This window comes from Thermodesulfomicrobium sp. WS, assembly GCF_027925145.1.
Taxonomy (GTDB): Bacteria; Desulfobacterota; Desulfovibrionia; order Desulfovibrionales; family Desulfomicrobiaceae; genus Thermodesulfomicrobium.
Genome location: NZ_AP027130.1, coordinates 783,678 through 803,909 on the forward strand (window position 1 = coordinate 783,678; position 20,232 = coordinate 803,909).

The following is a 20,232-nucleotide window of genomic DNA, read 5'->3' on the forward strand; positions in this document are numbered from 1 at the left end:
GCTTCCGGGGTGTTGTGTTGGTGGCAGGGCTGATGGCAGGGTTAGATGCCCATGATGTGGTAGCCGCTGTCCACGTAGATGACCTCGCCGGTGACGGCGCTGGCCAGATCCGAGGCGAGGAAGAGCGCCACCTTGCCCACTTCCTCCTGGGTGATGTTGCGCCTTAGCGGCGCCCGCTCCTCGATGGTCTGCAGGATGCTGCGAAAGCCGGAGATGCCCGAGGCCGCCAAGGTCTTGAGGGGCCCGGCGCTGATGGCGTTGACCCGGATGCCCTTTTCCCCCAAGTCCATGGCCAGGTAGCGCACGCTGGCCTCCAGGGCTGCCTTGGCCACGCCCATGACGTTGTAATTGGTGATGACCTTTTCCGCGCCGTAGTAGGTCATGGTCATGATGGAGGCCCCAGGGGAGAGCAGCGGCTCGAAGGCCTGGGCCAGGGCCACCAGGGAGTAGGCGGAGACGTCCAGGGCCAGGCGGAAGCCCTCGCGGCTGGTGTCGATGTAGCGGCCTTTGAGGTCGTCGCGGTTGGCAAAGGCGATGGAATGCACCAGGATGTCCACGCTCCCCCAGGCCGCGCGCACCGTATCCACCGCCGCGGCGATGGCGGCGTCGTCCGTGACATCACACGGGAAGAGCAGTTCGCCGCCCAGCTCCGCGCAGATGGGCTCCACCCGTTTCTTGAGGGCTTCGCCTGCGTAGCTCAGGCCGATGGTGGCGCCGCCCTCCTTGAGGGCCTTGGCGATGGCGTAGGCGATGCTCTTGTCGTTGGCCACGCCGAAGATCAGGGCTTTCTTTCCGTGGACGAGCATGGTGATCTCCTATGGGTTGGGGATGGCAAGGGGGCTACCGGTGAGGATGCGGTAGGCGTCCAGGTAGCGGCGTTGGGTCTGGAGGATGATCTCTTCGGGCACTTTCGGCGCTGGCGGCCGCTTGTCCCAGCCGGAGGCCGACAGCCAGTCGCGCAGGTATTGCTTGTCGAAGCTCGGCGGTACCAATCCCGGCGCATACCCTTCCTTGGGCCAGAAGCGCGAGGAGTCCGGGGTGAGCACCTCGTCGATGAGCATGAGGTCCCGGTCATGGAGCCCGAACTCGAATTTGGTGTCCGCAATGAGGATGCCGCGCTCCTCCGCATAGGCCCGGGCCCGTTCGTACATGGCAAGCGCGATCTCCTGCACCCGGCGCACCAGGCCCTCGCCCACCCGGGCCTTGGCCGAGGCCACGGTGATGTTTTCGTCGTGTTCGCCCAGTTCGGCCTTGGTGGAGGGCGTAAAGAGCGGCGGGGTGAGTTTGGCCGCCTCGGGCAGCCCTTCGGGGAGCTTGTGGCCGCACACGCTGCCGGTGGCCAGATAGTCCTTGTAGCCGGAGCCGGTGAGGTAGCCGCGCACGATGCACTCGATGGGCAGGGGTTTGGCGCGGCGCACCACCACCGCCCGGCCCTCCAGGTCATCGGCGAAGGCCGCCAGGGCCGGTGGAAAATCCGTCACTTCCGTGGCCACCAAATGGTTGGGGGTGAGGTCTTCGAACATCCGCATCCAAAAGACGGTGATCTGGTTGAGGACCACGCCTTTGTAGGGCACGGGCTCGCCCAGCACCACGTCAAAGGCGGACATGCGGTCCGTGGTGACGATGAGCAGGTGCTCGGGGTCCAGGGCGTAGATGTCCCGCACCTTGCCGCGGGAGAGGAGTTCGAGTCCCGGAAACCGGGTCTGGGTGACGACGCGCATGGCTACTCCTTGAAGCGGGATTCGATGCTGCGGGCATGGGCCTCGAGACCTTCCAGCCGTGCCAGCCGGGCGATGGTGGCCCCGTGCCGGGCCACGTACGCGGGGCCGGTGGCCACGAGGCTCGTGGTCTTGCAAAAGGTCGCTACCGAGAGGGCTTGGGCGAAGCGGGCCGTGCCCAGGGTGGGGAGCACGTGGTTGGGGCCGGCGAAGTAGTCGCCCACGGGCTCCGGGGTGGTGTGGCCGAGGAACACCGCCCCGGCGTGGCGCACCTGCGGCACCAAGGCCCATGGGTCGGCCACGGCCAGTTCCACGTGCTCCGGGGCCAGGGCATTGATGCACTCCATGCCCGTGGCCAAATCCGGCACCAGGACGATGGCTCCCCAATCGGCCAGCGCCTTGCGGGCGAGCTCGGCGCGGGGCAGTTCGTCCAATTGGCGCTCCAGCTCCGCGGCCGTGGCCCGGGCCAGGGACTGATCCGGGGTGAAAAGCAGGGCCGAGGCCAGGGGGTCGTGCTCCGCCTGGGAGAGCATGTCCGCGGCCAGGTGCTGCGCTGTGGCCGAAGCATCCGCCAGGATGGCGATCTCGCTCGGCCCGGCGATCATGTCGATGCCCACGCTCCCGGCGACCAGACGCTTGGCCGTGGTCACGTAGATGTTGCCCGGCCCGGCGATGACGTCCACCGCAGGAATAGTCTCCGTGCCCAAGGCCAGGGCCGCGATGGCCCAGGCCGAGCCCATGCGGTAGATCTCGGTGATGCCCAGCATCCGGGCCGTGGCCAGAAGATACGGGTTCAGCGTGCCGTCCGGCCGCGGCGGGGTGGCCACGGCAAGGGAAGGCACCCCGGCCACCTGGGCGGGGATGGCGGTCATGAGCAGGCTGGAGATGAGCGGGGTGTCTCCGCCCGTGCCGCCCGGGACGTACAGCCCGGCGCGGCCTACGGGCAGCACCAATTGGCCGAGGATGGCGTCTGGGGCGTGGGTGAACCAGGAGTTTTGGCGCTGGCGCTCGTGAAAGGCGCGGATGTGGGCTGCGGCTTCGGCGATGGCCGCGGCGTCGGCCGCGGGAATTGGTGCGGAGGCGATGTCCGCCTCGGGCACGCGGATGGTCTGGGCCGTGGCGCCGGACCAGTCGAAACGGGCCGTGTACCGGGCCACCGCGGCGTCGCCTTCGGCCTGCACCGTGGCGAGGACCTCGCGCACCTGGGCCTCGAGCGCCGCCATGTCCGCCCCCGGCGCCCCGCGGCCGGCAAGCCAGGCTCGCAGCTCGGGCAGGGGAGGATGGGAAAGCACACGAATGGGCATGGGGTATCCTTGGCAAAAAGATGGCGTGTTGCTGGAAAGCCCGCCTTCTATGCCGTCCGGCCGGGGCAAGTCAAATGGCGCAGGGTAAACGGCCCTGACGCCACGGGCGTTGCCTGCGGCACCACCGCGGCCTGCGGAGCGTGGCACAAAAAAAGGCCAGGGTTTCCCCTGGCCTTGGGTGTCAGAGTCCCAACGCTTAGAACTTGTACTTGAAGCCCGCGGCCACGAAGGCAGAGGGATCTTCGTCTTCCATCTTGTCGTCGTTGAAGCTGGGAGCGAAGTAGTCGAACTCCACGATGGCCGAGAGGTTCTCGTAGATCTTGTAGGTGTTGGCGAAGTACACTTCCCAGGCATGGGAATCTTCGTCGAAGAGCTGGGCGGAATCCTGGTCCGAGGTACCCTTCAGGTAGGCAATCACCAGGGTGTGGGTCAGGTTATCGATGAATTTGATCTTGTCGAGCTTGAGGCCCACGGTCCACATGCCAAGGCCGGCTTCCTGCGGCAGACCGGTAAGTCCCCAGGTATCCCAGGTGGTGGAGAAGGCGCGGGCACCGGTCATGGGCGAGATGGCCCAACCTTCGGAGAGCGTGGGCATGATCTCGGAGCCGTCGGTGGCGTCGTCGTCGTCACCCGAGGCATAGGTGAAGAACAGGGTGGGGGTGACCATGTCGAACTTGTAGGAAGCGGCCAGGGCGCCGTACCAACCGTGGTCGTTCTCATCGAGCCCGGAGGTGGAGCCGTACATGAGGTCCGCAGCAAAGGTCAGCGGATCGAACATGGTGAGTTCGGCATTGGCGCCCAACCACCAGACGTTGTAGGCCTCGGAAGTTTTGTAATCTTCACCCACCCAGCCGTAGGCGAAGTAGGGGGTGATGGCAAAGCCGTCGAGCTTGATGGGAGCCGCCAGGAAGGAAGCGTCGAGCTCTTTGTCTTTTGGCGTGGAGACGATGTTGTCGGTGTTGGTGTCCTGTCCACGCATGAAGCCTGCAGTAAGGGCGAACATGTCGTTGATGGGCGCGCTCACCACGATGGCCGGGGCGTCGTCGTCAAAGATGGGGGAGCCGAACACGCCGGGCAGGGCCACTGCCTGCATGCCCGCTTTGATGTTCACCACCGAGTCTGGATAGGTGAAATCAATATAGGCGTGCTTGATTTCGACAGAGCCGGTGGTGCTGGTGCTGGAACCACGGTTGGACTGGTCGGTGCCGAAGCCGGCGTCAAAGCCCCAGTCGGTGTCGATCTCGAAGCCCACCACACCCTTGAGGTTCTGGCTGGCCACGTAGTCGAAGTACATGCGCACGCGCTGGTTGATGGAGTGGTTGTCGGGATCGGAGACATCCGAGTTGAAGTCATAGAGGTTCTGGGACCACTGGCCGTACACATCAATGCTGCCGCGGGTTTTGAGCTCAGCGGCGGAGGCGCTCCAGGCCGCGCCGAACAGCATGCTGGCCAAGAGAGCGGCACAAGCAAAACGTTTCATGGTGTTCCTCCTTTTGCAATTGGGGTTGCGTTACGAAAAACTTCGGCTGACGCCGTGGCCTCACCTTTAGGGGAAGGCCGGTCCAAAAAGCAAGCCCTTTTTTGCGTTTTTTTGGGCTTTGGTCCAATTTTTTTTACTGCCCCCGGGCTGCGCCCACGCCGCTGGTATCCAGGGGATAGGCCAGGAGCACTGTGCGTTTGGACTGGGTGCCCAGGAGCCCGGTGTGGGTGTTGACGAGCACGGTGAGGTCCAGGCGGCCGTCGCCGTCCAGGTCCGCCAGGGCGTAGTCGGTGATGGTCCCCTTGATGATGCTCGTCTTCCACTGCAGGGCCAGGCCCACGCCGTCCCAGTAGAGGCTGTGCATCTCGCCCTGAGGATAGTCGCGGTAGTTGGAGAAGATCTGGGCGGACACCGAAAGCCCTCGGCCCACCAGGAGTTCAAAACGCTTGTCGCGGTCGAGGTTGGTGAGGAGCATGCGCATGGGGATGAAGAGCGCGGCAAGGGGCATGTCTTTTTCCGTGTACGGCCGCAGTCCCGGCGCGGCCTCCTGCTTGTCGATGGCGATGTTGGAGCCGGCGTAGGTCTCGTCCGTGACCGCCAAGAGCGAACCTGCCGGCGAGTACACCCGGAGCTTGTCGCTACCGTCCACGAGGATCACCTTGTGGGAGCCTTCGTCCGGCAGGAACTGCACGTTGAAGATGTTGCCGTCCGCGGGCAGGGCCACCGGCGGGCCGAGGGTGAGGCTGCCGCCGCTGCGCACCACGGTGTTCACCTGGCTTTCCAAAAAGCGGGTGGTGCCGATCTTCTGCCCCACCAGGGTGGGCGTGAAGTCGGGCGGCAGATTCAGCGTGGCCAGGAAGAAGGGGATATGGTCTTCTTTCACCTGGAGGGCGCCCCCCTTGAGGGTGTAGATGGTGGAAAAGGCCGCCTTGCCGTCCATGCCGGTGAGGATGATGTCCGTCTTGCCGTCGCGCTCGATGTCGAAGGCGGAGATGCGCAGCACCTCGAGGCGTCCGGGGTATTGGGTCTCCGCCACCTTGCGCAGCTCGCCACCCGTTACCCGGTAGGCCAAGAGCGCCTCTTCGGTGACGATGAAGACTTCATGAGCGCCGTCGCCGTCGGCGTCCGCCACCACCATGCCGCGGGAGGCGAAGGGCAGGGCCTGGCTGCGCCAGCGGCCCTCGGTGGTGTCGGCGTTTTGGTACTTGAGGGAGGGGTTGGCGTAGGCCCCGGGCTGGGACTCATTGACGATGATGGCTGGATTGGGCGCTGCCACGGCGGTAGTGGCTGCCGGCGGCAGGGCGCGGCCGTGGATGTGGGCATCCATGCGGGTGGCGACGCCTTCGAGCGCCGCAATGACCCCGGACAGCGGAGTCTGTACCGCAAAGGGCGTGGCAGCGCCCTGGGCGTCCACAAGCTGGATATCCAGGCTGCAGGAGTCGCCCATGATGGTGGCCGCTCCCCACACCAGGTAGTCCACGCCGAGTTTTTTGCCGATGGCCGCGGCGGCCGTGGCGTCCGCAGGCGCCGTGGGGGCTGCGGCACGCACGCGGCTCGCCTCCGCTGCATCCAGGGAGCCTGGCCGGGTGAGGCGCGAGGTGAGCATGCTGGGGATGCCCTGGGAAAGGTATTGGTATTCTTTGGGGCCGTGCACGGTAAAGGGAAGCACCGCGAAGGTTTTCGCCCACAGGGGCGTGGCCCATGCGAGGGCCGCCACGAGAAGCAGGATCAAGCGCTTGAACATGAAGTCCTCCCTGGATAGCACAAAGGCGGCCCGATGCGGCCGCGAAGCGTTTTTCTTCTTGGAGGGGTTGGCGATGGTTGTCAATTGCTCGCTGCGACGGAAGTGTTTGGGCGTGTGGACGCAGGCATGCTTGCAGTCCGGCGAGGTCCTGCCATGGTGACCCGGCGGGAGCTGCTTTTCGGCTTGGTGCGGCGTGTGGCCCCCCAATCGCCGCTCTCCGGCCTCGACGCCGAGGTGCGCGCCGCAGACGCGGCCTTTGCCAGCGGGGATTTCGCCCTGGCCCGGGAGCGCTACCGTGCGGTGCTGCGCACCCAGCGCGATCACCACGAGGCCCGGGTGCGCCTGGGCATCTGCTTCTACAAGCTGGGGGATTTTCTCCAGGCCAAGGACACCCTGGCCCTGGCCGTCCGTCACCGTCCGGCAGATCCCCTGGCCCGAGCCTACCTGGGGCTGAGCTACGCCCAGCGCGGCCAGGTGGAAAAGGCCCTGGCGGCCTGGGAAGGCTTCATGGACCCGGACAATATTGCCCTCACCCGCGAAATCAACCTGTGGCGCGCCCTGGCGGAAAGCGGCGAGCCGGTGGATGTATCGGCCATGGTGGCTGCAGTGGAACCCCTGGTGGGGTGAGGTGGGGTGGTTTTCCCCGCATGGGGCGTTTTTCTCCAGGGCTATGGATGCGCCCGGTGCATCGAACCATCGCATATTCTTCGATTTTGATGGGTGTGGTGAGAGACGTGTGGTGACGAGGCGTTTGGGGGTTCTGTAGAATTTCCTGAAAGTTCAACGTGTTGTTCTTTTTTGGCACAGCCTTTGTTTGGGTGAAATCAAGGAGGCGTCATGCTTGTTGCGGCCAATGTCCTGCTGGTGGATGACGATGCCCAATTCACCGAGATCATGCGCAAGCGTTTGTCGGTGCGCGGCATGCGGGTGCGCACGGCCCACAGCGGCCTGGAGACCCTGGCCTGCCTGGCGGCGGACCCGGAGATCGAGGTGGTGGTGCTCGACGTGCGCATGCCGGGCATGGACGGCCTGGAAACCCTGCGCCGCATCAAGGCCGAGCATCCCTTGGTGGAGGTCATCATGCTCTCGGCCCACGCCACCATGGACGATGCCGTGGACGGCATGATGCAGGGTGCCTTCGACTATCTGCTCAAGCCCTGTCCGGTGGAAATCTTGGATGCCAAGATTCGGGCCGCGGTCAGCCGCAAGCGCGAGCATGAGGAGAAGATCCTCGACGCCCGGCTGGCGGCCCAGAGCTGCCGTCAGGACTAGGAAGACGCCTACGGGAGGTATGTGGCGGTTTTCGCCCAAACAGCAAAGGAGGACGACATGGGATTTTTTCGGGATTTCGGAAAATTGATGGTGGAGGGATCACGAAGTTTCGCCCGGTGGGAGCTGGACAATGCCCGCGTCATCATGGGGGACCGTCGGCGTCTGGCCCTGTTGGGGCTGCTCTTGGTGCCGGTGATCGTGGGCAGCGTGGCCTTTGCCGAGGAAGTCAGCCAAGCCCTTCCGGGGTTCATTGGCGGCAAAGAGGCGTATGGGCCGTCGTACTATAGCCTGTTCATCTTTTTGGTGTCCATCGCCGTGGGTATGGGCGCCGGGCTCATCTCCGGCTGTATCGGCGCCGGCGGCGGCTTCATCATCGCCCCGGCGCTCATGAGCGCTGGGGTGAAGGGTATCCTGGCCGTGGGCACGGACCTCTTTCATATCTTTGCCAAGGCCATCATGGGCTCCGTGCTCCACCGCAAAATGGGCAACGTCTCGGTGCCCCTGGCGGTGATCTTCATCATCGGCGCCGTCATCGGCACCACCGTGGGCGCAGGCATCAACCGGGCGCTCTACGACATCAACCCGGTCTTGAGTGACGCCTTCATCACCATTGTCTATACCTTCATGCTCGGGTTCTTGGGCTTCTACGGCATGTACGACTACTTCAGCGCCAAGAAGGGCGGCAAGGCCGCCGGTCCGCATGAGGGCCGCGAAGGCGCTGGACTCACCCCGTTGGCCCAGCGGCTCCAAACCGTGACCCTGCCCCCCATGGTGACCTTCGACCAGGGGATCATTCCCGGCGGCCGCAAGATCTCGTGCTGGTTTCTCATCCTCTCCGGCGCTCTCGTGGGCATGGCTGCCGGCATCATGGGTGTGGGCGGCGGTTTTCTCACCTTCCCCATCTTCGTGTACGTGCTGGGCGTCTCGTCGCTGACCACCGTGGGCACGGATATCTTCCAGATCGTGTTTACCGCCGGCTACGGTGCCATCACCCAGTACGCCATCTACGGCTTTATCTTCTACACCCTGGCCATGGGCATGCTTTTGGGTTCGCTCATCGGCATTCAGGTGGGCGCCTTGGTGACCAAGGTGGTGCCCGGCATTACCATTCGCGGCTTCTTCGCCCTCTCGGTCATGGCCGGCTTCGTCAACCGGGCCTTTGCCCTGCCCAAGAAGCTCGTGGCCATGGGGTGGATCTCGCTCGACAAGGCCACGGCATCCATGATCGACACCGTGGGCATGTGGCTTTTCTTCGTGACCATCGGCTTGTTTGGGCTGTGGGTGTTCGGTGCCTTTTTCATGAACATCAAAACCCTCAAGGGGGAGGCCTAAGCCATGCACAGCAAGAAGGAATTCACCTTGGGCTTTGTCCTGCTGGCCCTGTTTTTCGTAGTGCTCTTTGCCATGTTCATGCCGCTGTGGGACGGCCATAACGCCATGGCATATCTCGACAACCTCTATAACTCCATTTCCAAGGGATCTGCATATTATGTCCCAGAAATGAAAGAGAAATCCGCTTCTTTGGGCTCAGAGACTCTCGATGCTGTCGTCTCCATGAAGAGTGAATCCCAGGCACAGGCCATGGCCACTATTCTGCAGACCTCTGGAGTTACGGCGACAGCGCAAGGAAGTAAAATCAATGTCCAGGGAAATTACAAGGCGATTATCGATTCCTGCCTTGCTGATGCCGATGTCATGTATCACAATGATGGCGCATCGTTGCAGAAGAAATATCCTGCGTATGCCCAGAAGGATGAACGCCAGGCATTGTACGATTGGTTCGTGTTCTTGGAAGGACTCGACAAGGCGCTCAAGGATCAGAAACGCTTCGCCGATGCCAAGGTTGCCTATTCCGTGAAATCCAAGGTTGTGGAGCCGGCATACAATTACTACAAAGTGCAGGCGGAAAAGATCGGGGATAAATGGGGAATCGTCTTCTTCTCTCTGGCATTCTACGTTGTCTACACCATGTGGTATGGTTTTTCGATCCTCTTTCTCTTCGAGGGTTGGGGGCTCAAGATCAGCCACTAGCCGCAAGGAAAGTGCGGTGCGCGGCGCGGGGGAGACCTCGCGCCGTGTGCTTTTCAGGGGGGCGGTTGCGTGGTAGGAGCTTGGGAATACCAGGAGAGCGATGCCTCATGCCGCCATCCCCATCGTATGCGTGTACCCCGGCCCAGGAACTTGCGGCCGCCCACCGCGCCTTGGCGTGCCTGCACGCCTTGACGCTGCACTTTCTCGATTCCGAGGCCGAGGTGAGCGCCGTGGTCGCCCAGGTGCCGCCAATGGTGCGGGAGGCCTTGTCCCATCCGCAGGCCCTCGCCGTGGCCGTGCGCTTGGATGGCCAGACATGGACCGCGGGGGACATGTCCGAAGATGCGCACCACCTCGCGCCGCTGGTGGTGCAGGGTGTGCGCCGCGGCAGCCTGCGCCTGGGCGGGGAGGAGTGTTGGGTGCGGGCGGAAGACCGGCGCCTTCTCGATCAGGTGGCCCTGCAGCTCTCTTCCCTCATCGCCAAGAAGGAGGCGCAAACGGCCCGCCGCAAGCTGGAGGCGCAGGTACGCCGGGCCGACCGGCTGGCCAAGGTGGGGCAACTGGCCGCAGGCCTTGGCCATGAGCTCAACGAGCCCCTGGCCAACATCCTCGGCTTTGCGCAACTGGCCGCCGCCACTCCAGGGGTACCGGAGTCGGTGCGCCGGGATCTGGCGCGCATCGAGGCTGCGGCCATGCAGTGCCGGGAGATCATCAAGAAACTCCTCGTCTTCGGCCGCCAGATGCCGTTGCAGCGGCAGCGGGTGGAGCTTGCCGACGTCATAGGCCAGGCGCGGGACTTGGTGGCTGCCAGCGCCGAGCGGCATGGCGTCGTGCTCGAGGTGACGGTGGATGGTGCTCCGGTGGTGCAGGCAGACGCCGGCCAATTGGTGCAGGCCGTGGTGAATTTGGCGGTGAATGCCATCCACGCCATGCCCACGGGCGGGGTGTTGCGTCTGGTCGCCTACGCGGAAGCAGGCAACGCCGTGGTGGCGGTGGAGGACTCGGGCATGGGCATGAGTCCGGAAGTTTTGCGCCAGATCTTTCATCCTTTTTTCACCACCAAGGGACCGGACGGCGGCACGGGCCTAGGGCTGGCGGTGGTGCATGGCATTGTCTCGGCCCACGGTGGGACCATCGATGTGCAGAGCACGCCCGGTGTGGGCTCGCGCTTTGAGATGGTCTTTCCGCTGTGGGAAGAGAGCGTCGGTGCGGAGGGCGTGTGAGCGAGGAACTGCGCGTTGTGGCCATTGATGACAATCCCGCCACCCTGGAGGTCGTTGCCCGGGTCTTGGCGCCCCACGGCTACGTGGTCCGCACGGCGGCAGGTCTTGCCGAGGCCATGGCCCTGCTTGCGCGCGAACCGGCGGACGTGGTCATCACCGACATGCGCATGCCCGGGGAAGACGGCCTGGCCGTGGTGCGCACGGTGCGCGAGCACTTCCCGGACACGGAGATCATGATGCTCACCGGCTATCCTTCGGTGGAGGGAGCGGTGCACGCCATGCGTGATGGGGCCGCGGAGTATCTGGCCAAGCCCTTTACTGCCCAAGAGCTCGTGGCTGCCGTGGAACGCTTGGCGCAGCGGGTGCGCCGCCGCCGGCTCATGGCGGCGGATGTCCCGGCCCCGGATGGGCTTTTGGGGGCCTCCGAGGCCATGCGCCAGGTGTTTGCCCTCATCCACAAGGCCGCGGCATCTGCGGCCACGGTGCTCATCTCCGGGGAATCCGGCACCGGCAAGGAACTGGTGGCCCGGGCCATCCATTACCAGAGCCCGCGCCGCGCCCAGGCCTTTGTGCCGGTCAATTGCTCGGCCATCCCCGAAAGCCTCGTGGAGAGCGAGCTTTTCGGCCATGTGCAGGGGGCCTTTACTGGGGCCACCAAATCCCGGGCCGGTTTTTTCGAGATTGCTGCAGGAGGGACCATCTTCCTCGATGAAATCGGCGACGCCAGCCCCAGCCTTCAGGCCAAGCTGCTGCGGGTGCTGCAGAACAAGGAGTTTTGCCTGGTGGGGTCGTCGCGGCCGCGTGTGGCCGATGCCCGGGTCCTGGCCGCCACCCACAAGGACTTGGCCGCCTTGGTGCGCCAGGGGGTGTTTCGGGAAGACCTGTTCTATCGCATCCAGGTGCTGGAAATCCGGGTGCCGCCGCTGCGGGAGCGCGGCGAGGACGTGCTGCTCCTTACGCATTTTTTCTGCCAGCGTTTTGCCCAGGAGCTGGGGCGGCCGCAGCCGCGCTTCGACGATGCGGCCTTGGACGCCTTGCTGCGCTATGCGTGGCCCGGCAACGTGCGCGAGCTGGAAAACCTCGTGCACCGTCTGGTGCTTTTGGTGGATCGCGACACCATTGGATGCGGGGACTTGCCTGCGTATATGCGGGCCGTGCCGCAGCGGGAGACGGCCTTTGTGCCCCGCAGCCTTGCGGAAGTGGAGGCCGAACACATCCGCGCGGTACTGGCGCATGTGGGCGGCAACAAGTCCCAGGCAGCCGAGATCTTGGGCATTGACCGCAAGACCTTGCGGGAAAAACTGCGCCGCCTGGAATCCGGCGGCGCTGCTGCGTAGCCACGGCGTGGCATCGAGGTTGCTCGGGGCCTGTCTCTACTGGGCGTTTTCGAGATAGGGCCGCATGGCCTCCATGAGGCTTTGTGGAGTAAACGGCTTGTTCACAATGGCGTTGACCCCGGCCTCCAGGGCGGCCTTGTGGTCGTTCATCTCGTTTTGGGTGGTGACCATGAGCACGGGCAGGGCCTCCTTGGGGAAGCGCTCGCGGATGCGGCGGGTAAGCTCGATGCCGGTGATATCCGGCATGTTGAGGTCGGTGAGCACCATGGCTGGGGTGTTGCCTTCGAGCCATTCCAGGGCGCTGGCCGGGAATTCGAAGAGTACCGGCTCGAAGCCGAGTTCGTGCAGGGTGTTTTTGTAGATGGAAAGGATCATGCGCGAGTCGTCCACGGCCACGATGGTGGGGCGGGGCTGCGCTGTGGCTTCGGGGGCCGCCAGGCGCAGGGCGAGTTCCGAATACCCGTTTTCCTTGAGCAAGCCGTAGAAGTAGTCCTTGGTGTCCTGGTGGGCGTGCTGCACTGCGTCGAGGAGCATGGCGGCCAGGCGCTCGTCGTCCACCAAAGAAAGGAAAACCCGGCCGGCATGGGCCTGCACCACGGTACGGACGATGCGGGCGGCGTCGTCGTCGGCCGCAGCCATGTTCTTGATGCCTGCGCCCAGGATGGGGGTGAAATTGCGGTCCACGGCCCGGGCCGCGGCCACGGCCACGTGTTCTACGGGGTCAAGCAGCCCCTGGGTGAGCACGTAGGCCCCTTTGTCCAAGGGGAGCAGCCCCAAGGCCTCGTAGGCGGCGAAGCGCACGTTGGGGTTTTTGGGCTGGGTATGCAGGAGCTTGCGGATGGGGGCGATGGCCGCGGCGTCACCGATGTCCCCCAGGACGTTCAGGGTATGGATGACGAGGTCCGGGTCGTCGTAGCGCAAATTGTCGGTGAGCAGCGGCACCGCCTTGGCGCCGATCTCCACCAGGGCCTTTTTGGCGTAGGTGCGGATGTGGGCGAAATGGGAGCGCATGGCCTCATTGAGTTTTTCCAGGGATGTGGTGTCCTGCACCCGGGCAAAGATGTCGAGGATGAGGATGTCCAGCTGGTTGTCCGTGCCCATGCGCTCGGCCAGGCGGCGCATGGCGGTGGGGGTGGCGACTTTCCCCAGGGCTCGGATGGCGGCGATGATGAGTTTGCGGTTGCCGGAGTAGAGGAAGTCGCCCAGGGCGTTGGTGGCCACCGGATCACCGATCTCGCCGAGGGTGCGGATCACGACCTCGATGCGGTCGGGCTCGGTGAGGGTTGCCATGAATTCCAGCAAGGGCTCCGTGGCCGCCTCCAACTTGAGCTCCGCCACAATGCCGAGCACCAACTCCAAGGCCCGCGGGCCGAGGGCGGGCAGCACGGTTTCGAGCACGTGCGGTTCGCCAAGGAGCTTGATGGCGAGGATCTCGCGCACCACAACGTGGCGTTCCACCAAATCCGGCTGGGTGTCGGCGAGTCTTGCCGCCAGGGGGACGGCCATGGCGGGGCGCGCCTTGGCGAGGATGCCCAAGGCTTGCGCCTGGGTGGCCTCGTCGAGATGGGGGAGGTAGTCGAGGACCAATTGCGCCTTGATGGCGTCGTTTTTGGCCACGTTGTCGGCGATTTCTTTGAGTACGCAGGCGGCTTCGCTCATGGGGCTTCCTCCAGGGTGGGGATGAGGTGATCAAGCAGGCGGCGAAGGGCCTTGCCCGCTTGGGCGGCCTGGGCGAGGATGGTCTCGATGGATACCGCTTCCATGCAATCGGGCAGGTTTTGATTGGCGATGCAGGAGATGCCGAGAATTTGCATGCCCATATGGTGGGCGGCAATGGCTTCGAGCACGGTGGACATGCCGATGGCGTCTGCCCCCAGGGTGCGGAACATACGTGTTTCCGCCGGGGTCTCCAGTTGGGGGCCGGTGATGCCCACGTACACCCCGCACTCCAGGCGGATCTGGGCCTCCATGGCTGCGGTGAGGGCACGGGCGCGAAGGCGCGGGCAGTAGACCTGGCTCATGTCGGGAAACCGCGGCCCCACGGCGTCGTCATTGGGGCCCGTAAGCGGGCTGTGGCCAGTGAAGTTGATGTGGTCGGTGATGGCCATGAGGCTTCCTGGCGCAAAGAGCGGGTTGAGGCCGCCGGCGGCGTTGGTGAGCACCACGCGGCGTGCCCCGAGAAGGCCCAAAGCGCGCAGCGGCCGCACGATTTGTCGGGAAGTGTAGCCTTCGTAGAGGTGAAAGCGGCCTGAGAGCAGGGCCACTGGGGTATGGCGCAGGCGCAGTACTATGAGTTCCCCGGCGTGGCCTGGGGCCGTGGAGCGGGGGAATTCGGGGATTTCGGGATACGCCATGCGCTCGAGGATTTCGGCGTCTGCGCTGAGCACTTCCCCGAGCCCGCTTCCGGCCACCACCACCGTGGCCGGACAGGGGTGGTGGAGGTGTTCACGCAGCCACGCGGCCGCGCGCCGTGCACGGGAAAAAGGGGGCGCGTCTTCTGGGAGGGGGATGCTGGACAGCACTGTGGCTCCTTGGGTACGGATCAAAGAAGCATCTTCGTGAGTATAAGGATCTTCCCATGGATTTTGCAACGCTTTTAGGGCTCCTCTTTGGGCTGGCCCTGGTCTTTGGGGCCATTTGGTGGGGCGGCGCGGTGGCCATCTTCATCAATATTCCCAGCCTGATGATCGTGGTGGGCGGGACGTTGGCCGCCATCTGCGTCAATTTTCCGCTGCACGAGGTGTGGCAGGCGGTACTCTCGGTGGTGAAGGTCTTTGGCCGACGCCGGGTGACGGCCAACGACGTGGTGAACGTCATGGTGCAGGTGGCGGAGATCAGCCGCCGCGACGGGCTCTTGGCCTTGGAGCGCGTGGAAACGGACAACAAGATTTTGCAGAAGGCCTGCCAGCTCATTGCGGACAATGCCGATCCCCGGGTCATCCGCGATGCCGTGCGCTTCGAGATCGCCTCCATGAACCGCCGCCACAGCAACACGCAGGACGTATTTAAACGCGCCTCCATGTATGCCCCGTCTCTGGGCATGATCGGCACCCTCATCGGCTTGGTGCAGATGCTCACCAACTTGAACGACCCCAACAGTATCGGCCCGGCCATGGCCGTGGCGCTTCTGACCACCTTTTACGGCGCCTTCATGTCCACCATGATCTTTTTACCCATCGCCGGAAAGCTTCGGTCCATATCCCTGGAGGAGCGGCTGCATTTGGAGATCATTTTTGAAGGCGCCAAATGCATTCTCGAGAATAACAACCCAAGGCTGGTGTATGAAAAACTCTCGTCCTTCGTCCCCCCCAAAGAACGTCGATCCGTCCGATGACGAGCCCCTGATCCCCGAGGAAGAGGAGGTGGAGGAAAAGGCCGCGTGGGAGACCACCCTGGCGGACCTCTCCATGCTGCTGCTCACCTTTTTCGTGCTCCTCTATTCCATGAGCACCCTGGATTCGCGCAAATTTGAGCAATCGTTTTTCTCGGTGCGCGTGGCCCTGGAGGAGATGGGGGGCAAAGGCTCCGGGGTGAAGGTCCTGGAGAACGAAGGCGGGGTGTTCGTGGACGAGGTGCGCATGCTGCGCGAGCTCGAGCAGCACCAGCAGCAGGTGTTTTCGGATTTCAACATGTACGCCACCCAGCATGGTCTCGCCGGCATCGTGGGGGCCCGGCTGGAGGCCGGCAAGATCACCCTGGTGCTTCCCGAGGCGGTGCTCTTCCCCAAGGGCCAGGCCGAGCTCACCCCCGAGGGGCGTCGGGCTGTGGCGGGACTGCGGGATTTTTTCATCCAGGTGCCGGACCAGCGGGTGCTGGTGGTGGGACACACGGACTCGACCCCCCTGGCGCCGGGGTCTCGGTTTCGGGACAATTGGGAGCTGTCCACCTTGCGGGCCGTGGCGGTGCTGCGGACCCTCATGGAGATGGGGATTTCCGCCAACCGGCTGTCCGCCATGGGGCTGGCGGATTCCCAGCCGATCCTCCCCGAAACCGACGAGGCAAGCCGCGCCCGCAACCGGCGCGTGGAATTCGTGCTGGAAAAAATGATTGGAGGTCGGTGATGGTGGATGAACTCGACGGACTGTGTCTCAAGTACCAACCGCAGACGTCTTACCCGCGTCAGGCCTTTCGTGTCGAGCGCCCGCAGGGGGTTGCGGCGCGCCTGAACGGCGCTTGCTTGGTTGCCCTCAAGGATATAAGCGCCTGTGGCTTCGCCGTGGAAGAGGTGGGCCCCTGGCACGAGGGACAGAGCGTGCAGGTGGACCTGCTCGAGGACGGCGAGGTCCGCTTCCGTCAATTGGCCGCGCAAGTGGTGCGCGTGGGGGAGCGGACCACGGCCTTTCGTTTTCTTCATCCCCATTGGCGCGCCGAGGCCGCTTTGGACGGGTTCGTCCTGGAGTTGGAAAAGGCCGCCATCGCCCGCCGCAAGGCGCAAACCGAAGATGGATAGCTATGCAGGAACGACATACCATTCTCATCGCCAACCGCGGCGAGATCGCCATCCGCATCATGGAGGCGTGCCGCAAATTGGGCCATGCCTTTGTGGCCCTGTTCACTGAGGCCGACCAGGACAGCGAGCACTGCACCTTGGCCCGCACCTGGGGCGGCGCCCTGTACCGCATCAGTTCCTATCTGGATGCCAACGAAATCTTTGCCGTGGCCGATGCCAGCGGCGCCACTGCCGTGCATCCGGGGTACGGGTTCTTTGCCGAGGATTTTCGTTTTGCCCGCCGGGCGGTGCAGCGGACGCGCAAGCTCCAGTTCATCGGTCCGTCCTGGCAGGTGATCCGGGAGCTGGGAGACAAGATCAACACCAAGCGTCTGGCGCGGCGGTTGGGCGTGCCCACCGTGCCGGGGTCCGATCGCCCCATCACCGATGACCTCGAAGCCGAGGAGATGGCGGAGTCGCTTTTCGCCTTTCAGGCGGAGATAGGGGTCAAGCAGCCGGTGGTGCTGGTGAAGGCCTCCGCCGGCGGCGGCGGCATGGGGATCGAGGAGGTGGACGACCTCGGAAAATTCCGCACCGTGCTTCGGCGCATCAAAAACTACGCCCGCCGGCAATTCCGGGACGAAGGGGTGCTCATCGAGCAGCGCATCTTCGATTTCAACCACTTGGAAGTCCAGATCCTTGCAGACCGCACCGGCAAAGACCCGGTGCATTTCGGGACCCGCAATTGCACCGTGCAGTCCACAGGGCGGCAAAAGCGCATCGAAGTGGCGCCGGGGTTTGATCCAGGCAGCCTGCGCTACGCCTTCGACGCGCAAAAGGTCCTGGACGACATCACGGAATATTCCCTGCGCATCGCCCGCGAGGTGCGCTATGACAGCGTGGGCACCTGGGAGTGGATCGTAAGCCCCACCGGCCAGCCCTTCCTCATGGAGGTGAACACCCGCATCCAGGTGGAAAACGGGGTGTCGGCGCGTATTGCCCGGATCCGCCGCAAAGGCGGGGTGGACCTCATCGCCGAGCAGATCCGCACCGCCCTGGGCGCGCCCCTGGGCTACACGCAAAAGGACATCTCCTTTGAGGGCGTGGCCATCGAGTACCGCATCATCGCCGAAGACCCGGACAACCGCTTTGCCCCCTGGGTAGGGCGCATCACCCGCTTTGCCTGGCAGCCGCAGCCGTGGCTTTCGGTGCACACCCAGGTGCCTCAGGACCGGCCCTATGAGATTCCCACGGACTTCGATCCCAATTTGGCCCTGGCCATTGTCTGGGGCAAGGACCTGGCCGAGGCCAAGGCGCGCGGATTGGAGTTTTTGGAGCACTTGGAGCTTTTGGGCGAAAACGCCGCCGGTGAGCCGTTGCGCTCCAACATTGCCTTTTTGAAGCGCCATACCCTGGATCTTCTGGCTTTTTAGCCCCGATTGAGGAGCTTTGCATGGACCGTGACAAACGTATCCAGGAGCTGGGTACCCGGCTCCGGTATATTCAAGATATCTTCGCTTGCGAACAGAATCCGGACGTGGATCTGCTCACTGCCCGGTATGAGGAGTATTGCGCCCGGTATATGCACTTGTCTGCCGAGGAAGCCGCTCGTCAGCTCAAGACCTTGGAGGACCTCTTTGGGTTTTTGGAACGCAAATTGGAGCGGCAGCTCACTCCGATACATAAGGTGCGCATCGTTCGGCACCCGCAGCGCATCTGTCTCAAGGATATCCTGGAGAACGTCTACGACAACTATACCGAGATCGGCGGCCAGGATGAATATAGTATTGATCCCAGCATGCTCATCGCCCGTGCCTACATCACCCGCAAGCGGGGAAAAAAGACCTACAACCAGGCGGTGATGGTCATCGGCCAGGAAAAAGGCCATGGCCAGGAATTCCGCAACGGCGGCTCGGTCAAGCCGTGGGGCAACGCCAAGGCCCTGCATTACATGAAGGTGGCCGAGACCGAGAACATCCCCATCCACACCTACATCTTCACCCCCGGCTCATATCCCATCGAGGACTACCCCGGGGCAGCGCAGCAGATCGCCCGCAATCTCTACGAGATGGCGGGGCTCAAGGTCCCCATCGTGGCGGTCATTTCCGAGGGCGGCTCCGGCGGGGCCGAGGCCATTGGGCTGGCGGACACCCGCATCATGATGTCCCATGGCTACTATTCGGTCATCTCGCCCGAAGGCGCGGCCGCCATCGAAGGCCGGCTCAAGGAAGGCCAGCGCGCCACCCCGGAGCTCATCGCCCGCTGCGCCGAGGCCCTCAAGATGACGGCCGACGACAACCGCGCCATGGGCTACGTGGATTGGGTGATCCATGAGCCGGAACTGGGGGCCCGGCCCGAGCATTACGAGTTCTTTCGCAAGCTGCGCAAGGCGGTGATCGCCTCCACGGATGAAATCGTCCTCGAGGTGAGCAACCTGCGGCTCTTCCGTTCCTGGGCCCTCAAGCGGCACCGGGGCTCCGACGTGCTCGATGTGTATGTGCGTTGGAACCTGGACGCTGCCGCCAAGGAGCGGCTTTTGTGGCGTCGGTACAAGAAATTCCGGCGCATGGCCCAGCATGCCTACAAGGAAGAGCGGCATGTGTGGAAAAAGGCCATGACGCAGGCGGCCGATGCCTTGGGCGGTATCTATTCGTATTTCCGCTATGAGCTGCTGGGCCGACACCAGAAAAAGGTGACGGAGCTGGCCGAAGACGTGCATGCGGAGATGCAGGTGGTCATGAGCTGGCCGGCGCGCTGGTGGAACCGTATCCAGGAGGCCTTCTCGCGCAAGCCGGAGCCAGCGGCGGAGCTGGTGCAGCTCTCGGCCTGGGACGAGGGGCGAGGTCAGGAAGGCTGGCAGTACGTGAGCCCTCAGGCCAAGCAAGACCGCGCCATCCCGTGTCCTGGGGCGCGCAAACACGGCTGCCTCGATCAATGGGCCCCGGACCTGTTTGGCGACTTTGCCGGGGTGTGCAGCTTTTGCGGGCACCATTTTCCCATGGAGTACCAATGGTATCTCCACAATGTCTTCGATCCCGGCTCCATCGACGAATTCTTCGCCGATGTGGAGTCCATCAATCCGCTGAAATTCCCCGGCTTTGACGAGCGCCTGGCCGAGGCCAAGAAGAAGACCGGGCACAAGAGCGCCTGCATGACCTTCGAGGCGCGCATCGAAGGCACCTTGGTCATGGTGGCCATGCTCATGGCGGCCTTCCGCGGCGGGTCCGTGGGCGCGGCCGAGGGGGAAAAGTTCATCCGCGCCATTGAGCGCGCCCGGCGCAAGCAGCTCCCCTTTTTGGCGTATGTGCACGGCACGGCCGGTATCCGTATCCAGGAGGGGGTCAACGGCGTCATCCAGATGCCACGCTGCACCATGGCCGTGCGCCGCTACATCGAGGCCGGGGGCCTGTATCTGGTGCTTTATGACACCAACTCCTATGCCGGGCCGGTGGCCAGCTTCCTCGGGTGCTCGCCGTACCAATTTGCCGTGCGCTCGGCCAATATCGGCTTTGCCGGCCGTGGGGTCATCCGCGAGACCACGGGAATGGATATCCCCCCGGACTATCATAATGCCTTTCAGGCCCTCTCCCGCGGGCATATTCAGGGGATTTGGGATCGCCGCGAGATCCGCGCCAACCTCATCCAGTCGCTCAAGACCATGGGCGGCCGTAACCTGTACTACCGCTAGGAGCTC

The 20,232-nt window shown here is 64.0% G+C and carries 18 protein-coding genes; 11 read left to right on the top strand and 7 right to left on the bottom strand.

The window, feature by feature from the left end:
* Window positions 1–41 precede the first annotated feature (41 nt).
* From QMF81_RS03815 to QMF81_RS03835, 5 genes are all read right to left on the bottom strand, one after another.
* The gene (locus QMF81_RS03815) at window positions 42–806 is read right to left on the bottom strand and encodes an enoyl-ACP reductase (RefSeq protein WP_281752168.1); all 765 of its coding nucleotides are present in this window, start codon (window positions 804–806) and stop codon (window positions 42–44) included.
* A 9-nt stretch (window positions 807–815) separates the two neighbouring features.
* Entirely contained in the window at window positions 816–1,721 is a 906-nt protein-coding gene (locus QMF81_RS03820; protein ID WP_281752171.1) for a phosphoribosylaminoimidazolesuccinocarboxamide synthase, read from the bottom strand.
* A gap of 2 nt (window positions 1,722–1,723) precedes the next feature.
* Window positions 1,724–3,022 carry a histidinol dehydrogenase gene (gene hisD, locus QMF81_RS03825; RefSeq protein WP_281752173.1) on the bottom strand — a complete coding sequence of 433 codons (1,299 nt, stop codon included), beginning with the start codon at window positions 3,020–3,022 and terminating at the stop codon, window positions 1,724–1,726.
* A gap of 196 nt (window positions 3,023–3,218) precedes the next feature.
* Window positions 3,219–4,502, bottom strand: a complete 1,284-nt coding sequence (locus QMF81_RS03830; protein ID WP_281752175.1) for an outer membrane homotrimeric porin — start codon at window positions 4,500–4,502, stop codon at window positions 3,219–3,221.
* Window positions 4,503–4,635: 133 nt separating this feature from the next.
* Complete coding sequence (locus tag QMF81_RS03835) at window positions 4,636–6,246, bottom strand: VCBS repeat-containing protein (protein ID WP_281752177.1); 1,611 nt, start codon at window positions 6,244–6,246, stop codon at window positions 4,636–4,638.
* A gap of 126 nt (window positions 6,247–6,372) precedes the next feature.
* Here QMF81_RS03835 and QMF81_RS03840 point away from each other — a divergent pair, with 126 nt between their 5' ends.
* The 6 genes from QMF81_RS03840 (at window position 6,373) to QMF81_RS03865 (ending at window position 12,109) form a co-directional block, all read left to right on the top strand.
* Entirely contained in the window at window positions 6,373–6,873 is a 501-nt protein-coding gene (locus QMF81_RS03840) for a tetratricopeptide repeat protein (RefSeq protein ID WP_281752179.1), read from the top strand.
* Window positions 6,874–7,083: 210 nt separating this feature from the next.
* Window positions 7,084–7,518, top strand: coding sequence for a response regulator (locus QMF81_RS03845; protein WP_281752181.1), 435 nt, complete (start codon window positions 7,084–7,086; stop codon window positions 7,516–7,518).
* A 57-nt stretch (window positions 7,519–7,575) separates the two neighbouring features.
* Complete coding sequence (locus QMF81_RS03850) at window positions 7,576–8,850, top strand: sulfite exporter TauE/SafE family protein (protein ID WP_281752182.1); 1,275 nt, start codon at window positions 7,576–7,578, stop codon at window positions 8,848–8,850.
* Window positions 8,851–8,853: 3 nt separating this feature from the next.
* Window positions 8,854–9,549 (top strand): hypothetical protein, encoded by a 696-nt coding sequence (locus tag QMF81_RS03855; RefSeq protein ID WP_281752184.1) that lies wholly within the window; start codon window positions 8,854–8,856, stop codon window positions 9,547–9,549.
* Window positions 9,550–9,656: 107 nt separating this feature from the next.
* The gene (locus QMF81_RS03860) at window positions 9,657–10,772 is read left to right on the top strand and encodes an ATP-binding protein (protein ID WP_281752186.1); all 1,116 of its coding nucleotides are present in this window, start codon (window positions 9,657–9,659) and stop codon (window positions 10,770–10,772) included.
* On the top strand, window positions 10,769–12,109 hold the full coding sequence (locus tag QMF81_RS03865) for a sigma-54 dependent transcriptional regulator (protein ID WP_281752188.1): 1,341 nt from the start codon (window positions 10,769–10,771) through the stop codon (window positions 12,107–12,109). Before QMF81_RS03860 ends, QMF81_RS03865 begins: the two co-directional genes overlap by 4 nt.
* A gap of 36 nt (window positions 12,110–12,145) precedes the next feature.
* On the opposite strand, the gene QMF81_RS03870 is transcribed toward QMF81_RS03865, so the two are convergent.
* Both QMF81_RS03870 and QMF81_RS03875 read right to left on the bottom strand, forming a co-directional pair.
* On the bottom strand, window positions 12,146–13,768 hold the full coding sequence (locus tag QMF81_RS03870; protein WP_281752189.1) for a response regulator: 1,623 nt from the start codon (window positions 13,766–13,768) through the stop codon (window positions 12,146–12,148).
* Window positions 13,765–14,655, bottom strand: a complete 891-nt coding sequence (locus QMF81_RS03875) for a purine-nucleoside phosphorylase (protein WP_281752191.1) — start codon at window positions 14,653–14,655, stop codon at window positions 13,765–13,767. The genes QMF81_RS03870 and QMF81_RS03875 overlap by 4 nt, the downstream gene beginning before the upstream one ends.
* A 32-nt stretch (window positions 14,656–14,687) precedes the next feature.
* Between QMF81_RS03875 and QMF81_RS03880 the strand changes: the two genes are divergently transcribed.
* Genes QMF81_RS03880 through QMF81_RS03900 form a run of 5 tightly spaced genes read left to right on the top strand, consistent with a single transcriptional unit; the run spans window position 14,688 to window position 20,226 of the window.
* Entirely contained in the window at window positions 14,688–15,443 is a 756-nt protein-coding gene (locus QMF81_RS03880) for a MotA/TolQ/ExbB proton channel family protein (RefSeq protein ID WP_281752193.1), read from the top strand.
* Window positions 15,391–16,170 carry a flagellar motor protein MotB gene (locus QMF81_RS03885; RefSeq protein WP_281752195.1) on the top strand — a complete coding sequence of 260 codons (780 nt, stop codon included), beginning with the start codon at window positions 15,391–15,393 and terminating at the stop codon, window positions 16,168–16,170. The genes QMF81_RS03880 and QMF81_RS03885 overlap by 53 nt, the downstream gene beginning before the upstream one ends.
* The gene (locus QMF81_RS03890) at window positions 16,170–16,559 is read left to right on the top strand and encodes a PilZ domain-containing protein (RefSeq protein ID WP_281752196.1); all 390 of its coding nucleotides are present in this window, start codon (window positions 16,170–16,172) and stop codon (window positions 16,557–16,559) included. The genes QMF81_RS03885 and QMF81_RS03890 overlap by 1 nt, the downstream gene beginning before the upstream one ends.
* 2 nt (window positions 16,560–16,561) lie before the next feature.
* Window positions 16,562–17,971 carry a biotin carboxylase N-terminal domain-containing protein gene (locus tag QMF81_RS03895; RefSeq protein WP_281752198.1) on the top strand — a complete coding sequence of 470 codons (1,410 nt, stop codon included), beginning with the start codon at window positions 16,562–16,564 and terminating at the stop codon, window positions 17,969–17,971.
* Window positions 17,972–17,991: 20 nt separating this feature from the next.
* On the top strand, window positions 17,992–20,226 hold the full coding sequence (locus tag QMF81_RS03900) for an acetyl-CoA carboxylase carboxyl transferase subunit alpha/beta (RefSeq protein WP_281752199.1): 2,235 nt from the start codon (window positions 17,992–17,994) through the stop codon (window positions 20,224–20,226).
* Window positions 20,227–20,232: the final 6 nt, after the last annotated feature.